Source organism: Nostoc sp., from assembly GCF_036916985.1.
Taxonomy (GTDB): domain Bacteria; phylum Cyanobacteriota; class Cyanobacteriia; order Cyanobacteriales; family Nostocaceae; genus Nostoc.
Genome location: NZ_JBALFD010000006.1, coordinates 83,621 through 99,911, shown reverse-complemented (window position 1 = coordinate 99,911; position 16,291 = coordinate 83,621). Strand labels below are relative to the sequence as shown.

Sequence of the window (16,291 nt, the reverse complement as noted above, 5' to 3'; positions counted from 1 at the left end):
CAAACAGAGACAATTTCTAAAGATAGCTCTGTAAATAAATTAAGAGGTAATCTACAATGAAGCTGATTTTACCGCTCGATCTCGTTGCTGACATTGAGCCTCATCTACCACCTGATACAGAGGTTGTCACGGTAGATGTTGAAGGAAATTTAGATGGCGATGCAAGCGATGCTGAAGTTTATTTCAGTTGGTTTTTATCCAGAAGTCCGACGCTGCATAAAATAATAGAAGCAGCACCAGCATTACGTTGGCATCATGCACCAAATGCAGGGGTGAATCACATCCTGACACCAACTTATTTGAAGAGAGATATTATTCTCACAAATGGGGCGGGAGTGCATGGAATTCCGATCGCAGAATTTGTAATTACTTATATACTGGCTCATGCCAAACACCTGCCAGAGTTATATGCTTTACAAGCGGAACGTCACTGGAAAAGAGGCTTTGCCATCCAAGAGTTGACAGATGCGACGTTGTTAATTATTGGCGCTGGTGGTATCGGTCAAGAAATCGCCGCCCGTGCTAAACCCTTCGGCTTAAAAATTATTGGCAGTCGCCGTCATCCCCAAGAGTTACCCAATTTTGATAAAGTAGTGGGTGCTGATGAATGGCGATCGCTCCTACCAGGGGTGGATTATGTAGTTATTGCAACACCCCTAACTCCCGAAACCAAAGAATTTATTGATGAATCTGTATTGCGATCGCTACCAAATCATGCCTACCTAATTAATATTGCTCGTGGTGGCGTAGTTGATGAATCGGCATTAATCAAAGCGCTTACCGAAGGTTGGATTGCAGGTGCAGCATTAGACACAGTTAACTCAGAGCCACTACCACCAGAAAGTCCTTTGTGGTCACTTCCTAACATCTTTATCACACCCCATACTTCCGGCCATTCCCCAAAAAGTAAACAGCGTTCAATAGCACTATTTATCGATAATCTCAAGCGTTACCAAGCTGGTCAACCGTTACGAAATGTCGTAGACAAAGAAGCAGGATATTAGGGATTGGGGACTGGGGATTGAGGACTGGGGATGGTTTTATTTTCAATCTCGAAATGTAGGTTGAGTTAAGCGTTCGAGTAGCGTCCCATAGTGAAGCTAAACCCAGTAAAGCAGCGTAAACGTTGGGTTTTGTCTCTCAACCAAATCTACAATCAAGTCTAATTTGGTGTTTGAAAACACGCCCTAGAGACTGGGAATTAGGTTTCCTAATAAGAATACCCAGTCCCTAATCCCTAATCCCCAATCCCCAGTCCCCAGTCCCTAATCCCCAATCCCCAGTCCCCAGTCCCCAGTCCCTAATCCCTAATCCCCCAACCCCAATCACTTTAAAAATCCAAAATGAAATCAGGGAGTAGCAAATGGTGAAACTAATCTTACCAGATCATCTAATTGCAGATATTGAGCCACACCTACCATCTAATGTAGATGTTGTGGAAGTGGATAGTGAAGGTAATCTTGATGGTGATGCCAGTGATGCCGAAGTTTATGTCAACGGATTTTACCTAAAAACTTCTACCCTTGACAAAGTACTGACAGCAGCACCCGCGCTACGTTGGCAACAGTCACCAAGCGCTGGCGTAAATCATATCCTCACACCAACTTTTTTGCAAAAGGATATTATCCTCACTAATGGCGCAGGAGTTCACGCAATTCCAATTGCAGAATTTGTATTGGCATTCATGCTGTATCACGCCAAGAATCTGCGAAAATTGCAAACTTTGCAGGATGAACACACTTGGGTAAGAGGAGTGTTTCTCGAAGAGTTGGCAGACGCAACTTTATTAATTCTTGGCACTGGGAATATTGGTCAAGCGATCGCATCTCGTGCTAAAGCTTTTGGAGTCACAGTTTGGGGTAGTCGCCGCCATCCCGAACCCCTACCAAATTTTGACAAGGTTGTGGGTGCTGATGAGTGGCGATCGCTTCTTCCGACAGCAGACTATGTGGTTCTTGCTACACCATTAACTCCAGAAACTAAAGGTTTGATTGATGAAGCTGCATTGCGCTCTATGCGTCAGTCTGCTTACCTAATTAATATTGCTCGTGGTGAAATAGTAGATGAAGCTGCATTAATCACCGCATTACGTGAAGGATGGATTGCTGGCGCTGGATTAGACACAGTTGCAACCGAACCTCTGCCGCCAGAAAGTCCCTTATGGTCGCTACCGAACGCCTTTATCACACCCCATTGTTCAGCCTTATCGCCACGTCTAAGAGGACGCATAGCACAACTGTTTATCGACAATCTCAAACGCTACCAAACTGGTCAGCCTTTGCGGAATGTTGTAGATAAGCAAGCTGGATACTAATATAGGGATCTAGGTATCAAGGCTTGGGGATTAGGATTGGTAGAACTATTGCTCATTCCCTAGTCCCCAGTCCCCGATCACTTAACTTTCAGCACCGACTTCCCTAAAGATTGACAAATAACATCATTTTGCGGTGTATGGATACGGCTGCACAAAACGTCACGGTAGTGTCGCTCTAAAGGATTCCTCTTTAATAGACCAGGATTACCAGTTAGTTCTAAAGCAATCTCCACGGCACGAATTGAGTTAGTTGTGGTGAGATATTTAACAGCTTGTGCTTGTAATCCGATGTTCGGCTCATACTCGCCCTTATCAATATCTTCAGCCAAGCTATAAATCAATCTATTGTTAGCAAACAAGAGTGCTTCTATTTCACCTACAGCAGTTTGGAAGCGGGGCAAAGTTGCCAGTGGCTCTTTAAGATTAGAAGGCGATCGCTCCCAAAGATATTTAGCGAGCCAGTCTCGCGCACTAGTAGCCACACCGAGATATAAGGCACTCACTGTCAAACTACCCCAAGTGGAAATTAGCGGATCAAAGGATGGTGCAGCAGATATAGGACTGATACTGAGAGCATACTCTGAGGGAATTAATACATTCTCTAAAATGAGATCGTGGCTACCTGTAGCCCTCATCCCCAAGTGATCCCAGGTTTCGACAATTTGCAAACCTGGCAGATCGCGCGGAACCAGAAAACTTCCAACTTGTGGTTCATCCTCAGTTGTCCGTGCCCAAACAACAAAGTAGCTGAGGATGGGACTACCTGTGGTGTACTGCTTATGTCCTGTTAAACGCCAGCCTTCTGTTGTTGGTTCGGCAATTGTCGCAGGCAATCCGCCTCTAGCTGGCGTTCCTAACTCTGGTTCAACACGGGCAGCATTCAGCAGGGCAATACCTTCGATTGATTCACGACACAGCCGCTTATATACTTCTGGATGCCAGCGACGGCTACGGGCCGCATGGGCATGTTGAAGGTAGTGCATTGTCAGTACTAATGCGGTCGAAGCATCGCCACGCGCTATCCCTTCAATCACTCGGCAGATAGCTGGCAGCCCCAAATCCTGACCACCGAATTCACGCGGGATGGTCAGGCTAAGTAGTCCTGCTTCATGCAAAGCAGTAAAATTCTCGAAGGGAAAGGAACCATCTTTGTCATGTACCCCTGCACGGGTGGCAAAATCCTTGGCTAGAGCCTCAACTCGCTCGAAAATATTGGGGAGAGTTTCTAAGCCTTTGGCTACAAAGGTGTCTGGCACTGCTTGCTTCAACTGTGACATAAATACTCCTTTAAAACTCACTTTACTACTACTGAATCTCATCCCGCAAAAAATTGATGTTTCTGCAAACTTGTAGATGCTTCCATCGGAGTTAAGCGATCGCAACTACTTGTAGTCTAAATCCTGCTTTCTTTTGTTCATCTCGATCTCAGGTCTTTTGGCGATCGTTAACAATACTACTTAAAATCGGTCGGATTTTAGTAGATGCAAGCTTCGTAAGTATGACATAAACAGTTTCCACAGAGCAAGCCAACTAGAAGATTCTGCGATCGCTCCATATCTGAACAAATTAAAATTATTAGTAATCCGTCAAGCCAACGATGGTGCTTTTGTTTTCTTGACTTCAACACTTTCTCTCAAGGCGTCGCAGCAGGAGACAGATAGCAGTATTACTCCTACCTCTCTTGTTTAAAGCAACCTCTATGATGAATTTGGGCTGATGGGTTAGATCGCCGATCAATTTGCTAACGGTTTTGTTAAAGGTTATGTGATAATACTTATTTTCACTTGATATATATTGATATTTTTTACAGTTAATTTATAATTACTGCCTGGAAAGTAGCTAAACTTTATACTTTACAAGATAATAGACCTCTTCACTAATTGCTGAGGAAAACATCCTATCAACTTCACGATTACTTGAATCAAATGTCATTAGTTATACCATTGTAGTAGCAGTCTACATGATTGATATTAGAGAAGTAGTTTAAAAACATAGCTTGTCTAATACATGAATAAAAAATGGGCTGCTAAACGACTTACCATAAACCTTACCTCAAGCGAGGCACAGAAGCTTGAACAATACTGTTCAATAACGGGGAGACCTGCGACTGATGTAATTCGGGAGCTAATTCGCTCTCTTTCTTCTAAAGAAGAAAAAGCTTCTGAACTCTCGTAAATCACACTGTACAAAAAATCAAACCAGGGTAAGTACATCTATCTCAATTTTTGAATGAAATATAGTGCTTAACAGTTATCAGCTAATAGTGAATCCTCATAGCTAAAGTTAGGGGATTTAAATAAAAACACTCTCTTACAAAGTTCAGAGCGGAGAAAGTCTCCACTCTGACTTTTGCCTATTCGACGTACGTGCTAATCGCGGTTTTTTGGAGCCTGCCCTGGCGAATAGAATGAGACTGTTGGTCAATTCACGGTGGGTTTGACCCCTCACCCCTAAAACATTGGTTTGGCGTTGCTTTCCCGCCCTGAAATAAATTTCGGGCTAATAGCTCACTCAAGTCCGTTGAAACGGACTCAAATCAGGGAAATCAAGAGCAATAGATAATGATGGGTTAGACACCCTATTAATTCGCCAACAGTCTCATATAATTCGCGGCTATACAAACAAAACCCACCTCCGTGGGTTTCAAATTCTTTGAGTTTGCGTAGGCGGACTTCTCTGCGAGACGCTACGCGAACGTTTGTTTAGCCGTGATTTCTAATCGCCTGGTATATTTGCTTTCGTTGAGATAGTCCCTCTGGAATCTCTAGTGCCGAATTGGAATTGCAATCACAAACTCTGTTCCCTGTCCTAGTTTTGAGTAACATTCCAATTTGCCAGCATGTTTTTCGGTAATAATTTGATAACTAATAGACATTCCCATACCTGTTCCCTTACCCACAGGTTTGGTGGTAAAAAATGGATTAAAAACCTGTTTTTCAACTTTTTCTGGCATTCCTAAACCATTGTCAGCGATGGCAATTTTTACCCAATTAGAATCAATTAATGCGGTCTGAATGGTAATTGTGGGTAGAGAAATTTCATTGTCTATTCTTTCTTCTAAGGCATCAATAGCATTTGCCAAAATATTCATAAAAACCTGATTTAGTTGTCCGGCGTAGCATTCTACTAAAGGTAAGTATGTGTAGTTTTTGCTCACATGAATTTCCGGAAAATCTGGCTTTTCTTTAAGACGATGTTGCAAAATCATTAAAGTACTATCTATGCTTTCGTGAATGTCCACTGCTTTAAATTCGGCTTCATCCATGCGCGAGAAGGTACGCAACGACAGGACAATCTGACGGATGCGTTGAGTGCCGACTTTCATTGAATTTAAGATTTTGGGTAAATCTGCTTGAATGAACTCTAAGTCGATTTCCTCACATAAAGATGCTCTTAAAGTTCCCGCAGGGTAGCAACTGCCGTTCTGAAATTCAGGAACGTTACTGGATTGATATAGGTGAACTAGTCGTAATAAATCTTGGGTATGTTCTTCAAGATGGCTGAGATTACCGTGGATAAAATTGACAGGGTTGTTGATTTCATGAGCAACTCCGGCAACCAGTTGGCCTAGACTGGACATTTTTTCTGCCTGAATCATTTGTGCTTGGGTGCGTTGGAGTTCTTGAAGAGTTTGGGCTAAATCTTCTGCTTGTTGTCTAAGTTGGGCTTCGATTTGTTGGCGATCGCGGATATCACGGGTTATGGTTGAGAAGAATTCGACTTCGCCTTGTTCATTTTTATGGGCAATCAGTACTTGAGAAACTGGAAACTCTTCACCATTGCGACAGCGAAATATAGATTCTCCAGACCAAATTCCTTCTCGAACGACGGTAGGTACGATCTGATTCTGGAATTCCTCTAATATCGATAGTCCTACAACCTCGCTAATATGAAACTTGTTAGTTTCTGAGGCGGGAATATCTAAAATCTTCTGCCCTGCTTTGTTTAGGTAGCAATTATTTCCGGCTGCATCAGCCATACCCACGATGTCAGTTGTGGCTTCCAGAATCGCTAGCAGTCTTCTTTGCTCTTGTTCTGCTTGTTTACGCTCGCTAATATCTCGCACTACTGAAAGTGCATGGGGTTTGCCATTGTAGCTCAAAAGTTTGCCTGTAACTTCTATATCAAGGTAAGTACCATCTTTGCGGATGTCTACAGCCTGAGTGTGAAATTCATCTCCTTTTTTAATTGATTTGATAAATTTCCCGAATATATGAAAATAATCGGGATGGATGAAATCTGTAGGAATTAATTGCAAAAATTCTGCTTGAGAATAACCATGCATCTGATAAAAAGCCGGATTAGCAGCGACAATTTTACCAGTATCTAAATCAATAACACTGATGCCATCATTCACAGTCTCAAAAATATTGCGATAGCGAGTTTCTTGTTGAATTAGGGCTGCCTCAGCCGCTTTGCGTAAGAGAAGCTCATTGTAGACATCGCTAATATCTCTCGCTACACAAACAACAGTGTCTTCGCTCATTGGCGAAATACTCGCCTCAAACCAAACGTCGCGATCGCCAATGGGCAAACTATATTCGATTTTGACAGCTTTCTTGGTTTTTAGTGCCTGTTGAATACAGCCGATAAAAGAGTCTGCAAAAGCAGAAGGAAAAACTTCGTGGATGGTTTTGCCTAGTAGTTCCGTAGGTGGTTGGTACATTAAAGGCGCGCCGCTAGGAGCAATTTTTAGGTAGCGTCCTTCGGCATCAAGGATAATAATTACATCTTGTATGGCGTTAAACAGTGCCAGTAATTCGGCTAATTCTGCTTGGCGATCGCTTTGTAATAGTTGTTTTGATTCTTTGAGCTTTTGTTCTAGTTGAGTGATTCTTGCAATGAATTCACTGGTGGATTTTGCTAATTGCTTCTGTAATTCAGCATTTTGCTGGCGAAGAAAGAGTATTTCATGTTCTAGTTCTTCAGTATACATGACTTGTTTCTCCCGCTTACTGTCGAACTGGAATTAAGAGTGCAAATAGCGTTGGCATTTCTCTTGGTAATAGAGAGGCAATACTAAAGTCGATTAATTTCACTTGTTTGGTTTCAGGATTAATTAAAATATTCCTCGTCTTAATGTCTTTATAAATAATGCGCTGACTAGAGAGTATATCTAAGGTATGATATAGTGCGATCGCTATTTGTAAAAACTCTTGTAAAGACCCGATGCCCCGTGTTTGGTTGCGATCGAAATAATCTTTTAGAGAAATTCCACCAAAATCTTTCATCACCATCGCTACAGGTAATGAGTCAGTTTCTCGATACCCTCGATAAACTATGGTTCTCGAACCATTGAAGATTTCTTCACTGACCTGGTATCCAGGAATAGTCACACGAGTACTGAACATACTGCTAAATTCTAGTGATTTCTAAATTTATTGTTCCCAAATTAGTAACGGCAGTTCACTTGGTAAATATTACTGTGGTTTAACTTTAGATTAGTCCTTAGCACTAATGACTAATAACTAATGACTAAATCGGCGGGCGGCTCCCGGACACCCCTCATGTTGGGATGGGATTCCCGCCGATTTTTGTTGACTTTTAACTTTTGACTTCCGCCTTGCGGTACTAGGTGATTACAGTTGGCTGTTCTCGTCCTGTCAATTCGCGGATCTGGGCTATCTCCTCAACAATAGCGATTAAAGGAGCAAGTGCTTGCTGTGGATCGAGGTCATGTTTGGCGGGATCTGGCTCGTAGCTTTCCAGGTAAACTCTCAGAGTCGCACCTTGAGTACCAGTACCAGAAAGTCGCACCACAATGCGAGAGCCATCGGTAAAGCCAATGCGAACACCTTGTTTTTCGCTAATACTGCCATCAACAGGGTCGGTATAACTAAAGTCATCACTGTATTCAACTTGATAGTTACCGAACTGCTTGCCTTTAAGGTTTGGTAGTAAGGAACGCAGTCTTTCGATTAAGGTGTTAGCTGGTGCTGTCTCTATCTCTTCATAGTCATGGCGGGAGTAATAATTACGTCCATAAGTCTGCCAGTGTTCCCGTACAATCTGCTCAACAGATTGCTGCCGAACTGCGAGGATATTCAGCCAAAAGAGAACAGCCCATAGCCCATCTTTTTCGCGGATATGGTTAGAGCCGGTACCAAAGCTTTCTTCACCGCAGAGAGTAGCTTTACGTGCATCTAAAAGATTGCCGAAAAACTTCCAGCCAGTGGGAGTTTCATAAGATTCAATACCAATTTGAGCCGCAACTCGATCTACTGCTTGACTAGTAGGCATCGATCGTGCTACCCCGGCTAAACCCGAACTATAACCAGGAACTAGCTTGGCATTTGCGGCTAACACTGCCAGGCTATCGCTAGGTGTGACAAAGAACTTACGCCCTAAGATCATATTGCGATCGCCATCTCCATCAAAAGCTGCTCCAAAGTCGGGCGCATTCTCGCCGTATAAAATATCTACCAAATCATGGGCATAAACCAGATTTGGGTCAGGGTGTCCGCCGCCAAAGTCTTCTAGAGGTGTACCATTTTGCACAGTTCCCACCGGTGCGCCCAAACGTTCCTCGAAAATGGCATGGGCATAGGGGCCAGCCACCGCATGTAAGGCATCGATGCTAATCCGAAAATTTCCCCTTGTTAACAGTTGGTGAATGCGATCGAAATCAAATAGCGACTCCATTAATTCTTGATAATCATGTACGGAGTCAATCACCTCAATTACCGTCTCTCCCAAATGTGACTCACCCAAGGTTTCTAAATCTACATCTGGCGCTTCTAGAATTTGGTAGCTATCAATTACTTTAGTGCGATCGTAGATCGCCTCTGTCACCTTTTCCGGTGCTGGCCCACCGTTGCTAATGTTATATTTCACACCAAAGTCACCATTTGGCCCGCCCGGATTATGACTAGCAGACAAGATGATACCGCCAATAGCTTGGTACTTGCGAATAATAGCGGAAGTTGCAGGAGTAGACAAAATCCCCTTTTGACCAACTTTAATCCGCCCAATGCCATTGGCCGCCGCTATTTTCAAAATGATTTGAATGGCTGGGCGATTGTAATAACGCCCATCACCACCCACAACTAAGGTTTGTCCCCGCAAATCCCCGACAGAATCGAAGATGGATTGGATAAAATTTTCCAGGTAGTGGGGCTGCTGAAAAGCCTTAACTGCTTTCCGTAGCCCAGAAGTACCAGGCTTTTGATCGCTTAAGGGTGTAGTAGAGACTTTACGGATGTTCATAGATAATCTTTAACAAGGCATTTTTCTCTTACAGCTTTGCATAAGTTTGTTACAAAAAAAATTGCCGCGCATTAAAGCTTTAGACATCGACCGAATTTCAAAATAGAGAGGCAAGAGGCAGGGGGTAGGAGGAATACTGCCCGATCTGGTTCGCGCAACATCTCTCTCTGATGGGAGAAGAGAAGGCTTTACATCTTCTCAAGTACCTGAGCATCATTCACCGTGAATGCTTTACTTTCTTTGGCAAGATTATCAACCAGGACAGTGCCACCTTCATAAAAATCAATGCTGAGATGATAATCTTCTGTATTACTGTATCGTCCTGACTAATGAACCACCAATAGCATACACAGCATTAAAACAAATATTTTGAACAGAATGAGAATGCGATGCCTTCTCTAACGTGAGTTTGACAGACCTCTCCCTGCCTTGAACTAAAGTTCAAGTCTGTCCCTCTCCGACTCGGAGAGGGACAGGTTTTGCGTAGTAAAACCAGGGAGAGGTCTTTTGGGTGGACATGATATGACGACCAGTCGAACTCACGTTCTCTAAGAGACGCTTTGCGAACGGCGGCAAGCTACGCCATTAGTTACGGTAATGAGTTGTATGGTGATGATGGCATTGGTCACTCCCCATTCTCAAACCACCAAGGATCATTAGTAGCGTTAGTTTTGATCAAAATAGCTTTTTTTCGCATAAACCGTTTCAGCGCCGCCGCACCCATGCGTGAACCTCCCATACCGGAGAATTTGAAGGCGTTTTTCTCTCCCTCGTGCATCATGGCGGTGAGTCCAGCATCGTTGATACTAATCGCACCTGCATCTATCTGTTGGGCAATTTCTAAGGCTTCTGTTTCCAAAGCAAATACAGCAGCACTTAATCCATAAATTGAGTCATTGGCTAAAGATACTGCTTCCTCTACTGTGGAAAAAGGCATCACTGGCATAATGGGGCCAAAAGTCTCTTCGGTCATCACTTTCATGGAATGATTAACCTGGGTAAGCACTGTGGGACGACACCACCAACCGCCACCTAAATCTTCAATTACACCGCCGCTGTGAATGACTGCTCCCTTTTCTACTGCATCTAGGAGATGATCGCTAATAATAGCTGCTTGTTTTTCGGCGATGATCGGGCCAATTTCTCCACTTTCGACTGTGGGATAGGCTAGTTGCAGGCGATGGGCTTTGGTTACTAGTTGATGGTAAAACTTTTCAAATATGGAATCTGCAACGTAAATTCGCTCAATTGAGAGGCATGACTGTCCGGCGTTGACGACGGAACCCCACAAGATGGCTGAGGTTGCTAATTCTAAATTGGCTGATTCTAAAACGATCGCAGGATCTTTTCCTCCTAATTCCAAAAAGGCTGGAATAAACTGTTTTGCAGCTGCCTGTGCAACTTTTCTCCCTGTCGCCACACTGCCTGTAAAACATACCAAATCTACATTTTCAATCAAAGTAGATCCGGTTGCACCTGCTCCTTCAACAAAAGTTAAAACGTCGTGCAGTTTGGGAACGTTGTTGAGTGCTGTCATTAGTGGTGCTACAAAGCGGGGAGTAATTTCACTAGGTTTGACAATGACAGCACAACCTGCCAACAATGCCGGAATGGTATCAATGGTAGATAGTAACAGCGGAAAGTTCCACGGGCTAATTACCCCAACTAGGGGATAAGGAATGGATGTTTGTTGCAAGGCAATAAACGGAATGGCGGTATTTTTGGCAGATTCTTGCAGCAATTCCGGTGCTAACCGACACCAGCGATCGATGCTAGAGAGGAAAGAATCTATTTCTAATACCGAGGTTGATAATCTTCCGGTATCATTTACCAAAGCTTCTGTGAGGCGATCGCGTCCAGATAATATCGCCTGTTTCCACTGCTGTAAAGCTTCAATTCTTCCCTCTAAACCCAACTGCTGCCAGCGAACTTGTGCCCGACGCGTGCGCTTACATTGTTGTACCACCAGCCTTGGAGGCGGCGGGATGATTACGTAGTCAAATTTGCCAGTTCGGGGATTGCGGACTTCTATTGGTTTTGTCATGAGTAGGCAGGAGGCAGGAGACAGGGGGCAGGGGGTAGGAGTTGAGAATTATTCAATTTTGGATTTTAGATTTTAGATTTTTTCTTCAATCCAAAATTCAAAATCCAAAATTCTTCTGCCCCATTCCCAAATTCAAATTATCCCCAGGTTGCTTAAGCGTTCAATGGTGGCTTGCTGTGTTTGCAGGAAGTGTTTGCGGTCTACTTCTGTTTCCAGCATAGTATTAGCGGGGTAAAAGTGTGATTGACGGTAACTTTCGGCGTATAGTTCAAAGCGTTGGCGGGAAAGTAAATTATTTAACCCTGGTCGGCGGCGATCGCGGCGCAATGCTGCTAAATCAATCTCTGCAAATGCCGCCATGCTCTCGCCTGCACCTGTCTCTGCTAAAACGATTCCGCGATGGTCAATGATTTTAGAGCCACCATCAGCCGAAGCAATGGGGATGGCAATATTAGCGATGCCTGCGGTATTAGCTGAAACTACATAAGCTAGATTTTCGACGGCACGAGTGATTTTTGCTGCGTCTTTAGGGGTGAGGTTTTTGTTATATACTTCCGAGGTAGAATGGACAAAAATCTCTGCTCCTCGCATTGCCAGACACCGCGCCACTTCTGGATACAAAATTTCTTCTGATGCTAAAGCTGCCAAATTACCGATCGCCGTTTTGGCAACGGGGAAAACTCCCTCTAAGCCATAGCAATCGAGATATTTATCCCAAACATCATGAGGTGTGGGAGCAAATAAGGAATTTAGCCGCCGATAGCGCAAGACGATTGAGCCAGAAGGGTCAAGAATAAAGCAGGTTTGAAAGTACAATCCAGGAAAGTTGGGGTCAACTTCGTAGGCGTTACCAGCTAAAAAGATTTTATGCTTTTGGGCAATTTTACCAAGGGCTTCATACTCAGCACCAGCCATTTCTATACAGGCTTTTTCTGCCCACCCTGCGAGAGTATCTCCCATCGGGAAACCCGTGAGGAAATATTCTGGCAGTACAATTAAACGACAATCAAAGCCAATGAAAGCGATACTAGCAGCAATTTGTTGAGCTAGACGGTTGATGGAGTTTTGTATGAGCGATCGCGCTTCGTGGCGATCGCTGGTTTGGTTGACTGCATGACAGGTAACTTGCAGTGCTAAAGCACGGAATGATTCTAAATTTGTCATGGGGCATTGGGCATTGGGTATGGGGCATGGGACAATGACTAATGACTAATTCGATCGCCACCCCAGAGCGATCGCACTAGTTTATCTGTCAATTCCGAGCCAAATATCTGCGCGGCAAATTTATTACCTGGATCGCGTTCCGCACTGATTCGGCGGAGTGCTAAATCACGAGCGGCTAGAGCCTCCCCTGCATCTTCTGGCACTGCTTCAGCTGCATCTACCCAAGTAAGCCAGCGATCGAGTGTTTCGTGTGCAAGTGTGCGAGTTAGTTCGAGGGTTTCAAATGTTGGTGCGCCTGTGTAGCACAAGCTAACAGGTGATTGAAATAGACGAATATAGGTACTTTTGCTGGTAAATACCTTGAGGCGTGAATCTTCCTGTAACTTTAAGAATGTTGGATTAACTGGCTCATAATAGCGATCGAGATATGCCAAATCGGTTAAAAGCTCAGTTCGGGCAATGTAATCTATATAAAATAAAATATTTCCATTTGGAAGTGTGCCAAACTCAAAGGCTAAATGAGGAACCTGAATATGCGACTTTAACCAAGTGGTGAGACGCATAGTGCTAAAGTTGGATTTTTCAGGGTTTCCTAGCCACGAATGCACTAGCCAGTCAATTTCTTCCCCGGAAAAAGCAGTCAGTGAACCCTTCGCATTACCATCAAGACTACTGTATTGCTGTAAATTTTCTACAGAAGGGTCTGGATGTAACTGAAAACGAGCCTCTAGTTTTTGACGGAGTTCTTTTGTAATCTCCCACAACTGCTCAAATACAGCTTTATTGTCTAGATCAGTTGGTTGCTGAGTCATAGTTTGAGTTTGTTAGTCTACCAAGGCTTATATTACATTGCAGACTGCGATCGCTCTCAAAATACCAACTCCAACTATTACATTTTGTGGTAACACCTTTGACATAATTTTGCAATAGCTTTGTCAATCTGATGTGCAATAGTTAGCTGATCAAACTGTTTAACGGAACTAGGCGGGTAACTCCCGCTTTTTTTAATGGGAATTACTAATAGAAAATCCTCGACGCGTAGGTTTAAGACTAGCTAACTCTACCTGAAAACTCACCTTGTCACTCATTTCGCCACTTCTCGCCTCTAAAGTCCATTTTCCAGGACGCAAATACCAAAATAAAGAATTAGCTGAGTTGGTATCTAACTTTTCACCATTCAGCCACCACTCCACGGGTGCAGATTTATTTCCCACTAATTTAAATTCAAGTTTCTGCTTCGCTTCTTCACCTGGATACACTAAGAATAAATCGCCCTGATGTGGAGATAAAATTCTCAAGTTATTAGCAGTAAAATTTGATTGTTGTTGTTTCGCCAACCATTCATCATACTCCGGCGGCAAATTGAACTGATTTTCACGTTTGTAATTATTTTTATCTTCTGGATAGAAATATTCCTGTACTACTGAGGTACAATCTGGTGTTGGTCGTAACCCCGAAACTGCACAAATAGGTAATTGCACCAAACCTTCTGGAGGCGGAAAACCTGCTGGTTCTTGATGTTCGTGCAGATGTAACATGATTCGATTCCACAAGGGTGCTGCGCCTGTCACACCTGAAACTTGACGCATCGGTTCACCATTGAAATTACCTACCCAGGTAGCGACGGTGTAATCTGTAGTGAAGCCAACCGTCCAAGTATCACGAAAATTGGAAGAAGTGCCAGTTTTAACAGCCGAAGGAAAGGGTAAATTTAACACCGAGTTTACACCAAAAGCCGTTGCACGAGCATGGTTGTCACTGAGTATGTTAGTAATTAATTGCCAAATTCCGTAATTAGAGAGTGTATAACTTGTAGAGACGCGATTCATCGCGTCTGTAGGGATTGGGGAATTAGAAAATGTGCTTACTAAAGGAATCGCATCTCCAAATCGTGCTATACTCAGGTAGGCACGGGCCAATTCCCAGAGACTCACTTCACCACTACCAAGAGTCAAACCCAAACCATAATATTCTGGAGTTTGATTGAGGTGTTCAAATCCCAGTTGATGCAGTCGTTCTAAGAAAGTTTCTACACCTACTTTTTCTAACACCCTCACTGCGGGGACATTTAGGGAATTTGCTAAAGCTACCCGTACCCGCACAGGGCCAAGAAACTTTTCGGTGTAATCAGTTGGGCTATAAAGTTTCGCACCGGGAATAGCGTAATGGGCGGGTACATCTGCCAAAATGGTATTGGGACGAATTAAACCTTTTTCTAAAGCTAATTCATAGACAAAAGGCTTGAGGGTAGAGCCTGGTTGACGTAACGCTTGTACTCCGTCATTGCGTCCCAATTTGGCTTCATTAAAGTAATCAGGTGAACCGACATAAGCCAAAACTTCCCCAGTATGGTTATCAATCACCAACGCCGCTGCATCATGGACATTGTTAGCGGCGAGAGAAGAAATTACCTGCTGTAACTGTGCTTCGACAAACTGCTGCAAAGGGCGATTTATGGTGGTGCGGATAGGGGAATTTTGTTCTGTTTGCGTCTTATCAAACTGATTGGCTAACCAAAATAAAAAGTGTGGTGCGGCGATAATTCCCCGTTGGCGAGATTGAAACACAACTTTTTCGGCGGATGTTCGGGTTGCGTTCGCCTCACTAATATACTTTTCCTGTACCATCCGATTAAGGACGTATTTTTGTCGCTGTTTCAGCCGTTCCCAATGTTCATAAGGGTTAAAGTATGTGGGATTATTGGGAATAGCAGCCAACAAACTAGCTTGAGCAAGATTCAATTCACTCGCTGGGATAGAAAAATAAATCCGTGCGGCTGCTTCCACACCATATATATTCCCTCCCATTGGCAGCCGATTGATATATGCAGCCAGAATTTCATCCTTATTCATCCCTGCTGCTAACCGCCAAGATAGCCAAATCTCTTGCATTTTACCAGAGAAACTACGCGGCACTGGATCTAACATCCGCGCCAACTGCATAGTAATAGTGGAAGCGCCGGAAACAATTCGTTTGGCGTGGATGGCTTCTTTAGCAGCGCGGATAATTGCTTTCATATCCAACGCGCCATGATGGTAAAAGCTGCCATCTTCGGCGGCTAAAATGGCATGGATAAACTGGGGCGAAACCTGATTTAGTGGTACTACTGATGTATGCTCTTGGTCACGAGTGAGTAGTGTTCCTAATGGTAAACCATTGCGATCGCTAAATTGCATTGCCAACTGATTTTGGGCAATATCTGCGGCCCGAACGGGCGCAAAATAGGGTAGTAAACATATAATCAAGCAGATTAGCAGCACAGCCAGGATAACTTTGCTACTGTGCTTAAGTTTGAGTAGCGATCGTGAAACTAGTTTCATCAGGGAATACCCTGTCTAAGAAAACTTACCTTTACTTTCCCGCAGACTTAGTTATATCTACATCAGTAAATATATCAAATACTTAATAATTTATTATTACTAACTTAGCAGATATAAATTAATGTTTGCGAAATTTAAAGACTTCTTTATAGTTAAGAATTGTAGTTATTTTTTGGAACAATCACACTGAGTTAGTTATCAATATAAATAAACATATAGGACTCATATTTGATTTCTGAAATA

General features: G+C 43.4%; 10 protein-coding genes and 1 pseudogene. 3 read left to right on the top strand and 8 right to left on the bottom strand.

Annotated elements, in window-relative coordinates; translation table 11 throughout:
- Positions 1 to 56: 56 nt before the first annotated feature.
- On the top strand, positions 57 to 1,004 hold the full coding sequence (locus tag V7L07_RS01285; protein WP_335054323.1) for a D-2-hydroxyacid dehydrogenase: 948 nt from the start codon (positions 57 to 59) through the stop codon (positions 1,002 to 1,004).
- A 359-nt stretch (positions 1,005 to 1,363) separates the two neighbouring features.
- Entirely contained in the window at positions 1,364 to 2,314 is a 951-nt protein-coding gene (locus tag V7L07_RS01280; protein ID WP_335054321.1) for a D-2-hydroxyacid dehydrogenase, read from the top strand.
- 77 nt (positions 2,315 to 2,391) lie between these two features.
- On the opposite strand, the gene V7L07_RS01275 is transcribed toward V7L07_RS01280, so the two are convergent.
- A complete protein-coding gene (locus V7L07_RS01275; protein ID WP_335054318.1) occupies positions 2,392 to 3,591 on the bottom strand; it encodes an acyl-CoA dehydrogenase family protein in 1,200 nt (399 codons plus the stop codon).
- Between the two features lie 730 nt (positions 3,592 to 4,321).
- Here V7L07_RS01275 and V7L07_RS01270 point away from each other — a divergent pair.
- Positions 4,322 to 4,489, top strand: a complete 168-nt coding sequence (locus V7L07_RS01270; protein ID WP_179065628.1) for a CopG family transcriptional regulator — start codon at positions 4,322 to 4,324, stop codon at positions 4,487 to 4,489.
- 589 nt (positions 4,490 to 5,078) lie between these two features.
- Here V7L07_RS01270 and V7L07_RS01265 read toward each other — a convergent pair.
- The 7 genes and pseudogenes from V7L07_RS01265 to pbpC form a co-directional block, all read right to left on the bottom strand.
- Positions 5,079 to 7,250 (bottom strand): PAS domain-containing sensor histidine kinase, encoded by a 2,172-nt coding sequence (locus tag V7L07_RS01265; protein ID WP_335054316.1) that lies wholly within the window; start codon positions 7,248 to 7,250, stop codon positions 5,079 to 5,081.
- A 46-nt stretch (positions 7,251 to 7,296) separates the two neighbouring features.
- A pseudogene (locus V7L07_RS01260) lies at positions 7,297 to 7,665 on the bottom strand (protein kinase domain-containing protein); the annotation flags it as partial.
- Between the two features lie 220 nt (positions 7,666 to 7,885).
- Positions 7,886 to 9,520 carry an alpha-D-glucose phosphate-specific phosphoglucomutase gene (locus tag V7L07_RS01255; protein WP_335054314.1) on the bottom strand — a complete coding sequence of 545 codons (1,635 nt, stop codon included), beginning with the start codon at positions 9,518 to 9,520 and terminating at the stop codon, positions 7,886 to 7,888.
- Positions 9,521 to 10,145: 625 nt separating this feature from the next.
- On the bottom strand, positions 10,146 to 11,564 hold the full coding sequence (locus V7L07_RS01250; RefSeq protein ID WP_335054312.1) for an aldehyde dehydrogenase family protein: 1,419 nt from the start codon (positions 11,562 to 11,564) through the stop codon (positions 10,146 to 10,148).
- A gap of 132 nt (positions 11,565 to 11,696) precedes the next feature.
- Positions 11,697 to 12,728: a nitrilase-related carbon-nitrogen hydrolase gene (locus V7L07_RS01245; protein ID WP_335054310.1), complete on the bottom strand. Its 1,032-nt coding sequence runs from the start codon at positions 12,726 to 12,728 to the stop codon at positions 11,697 to 11,699.
- Positions 12,729 to 12,766: 38 nt separating this feature from the next.
- Positions 12,767 to 13,540 carry a red chlorophyll catabolite reductase gene (locus V7L07_RS01240; protein ID WP_335054308.1) on the bottom strand — a complete coding sequence of 258 codons (774 nt, stop codon included), beginning with the start codon at positions 13,538 to 13,540 and terminating at the stop codon, positions 12,767 to 12,769.
- Positions 13,541 to 13,732: 192 nt separating this feature from the next.
- On the bottom strand, positions 13,733 to 16,048 hold the full coding sequence (gene pbpC / locus V7L07_RS01235) for a penicillin-binding protein 1C (RefSeq protein WP_335054306.1): 2,316 nt from the start codon (positions 16,046 to 16,048) through the stop codon (positions 13,733 to 13,735).
- Positions 16,049 to 16,291 lie beyond the last annotated feature (243 nt).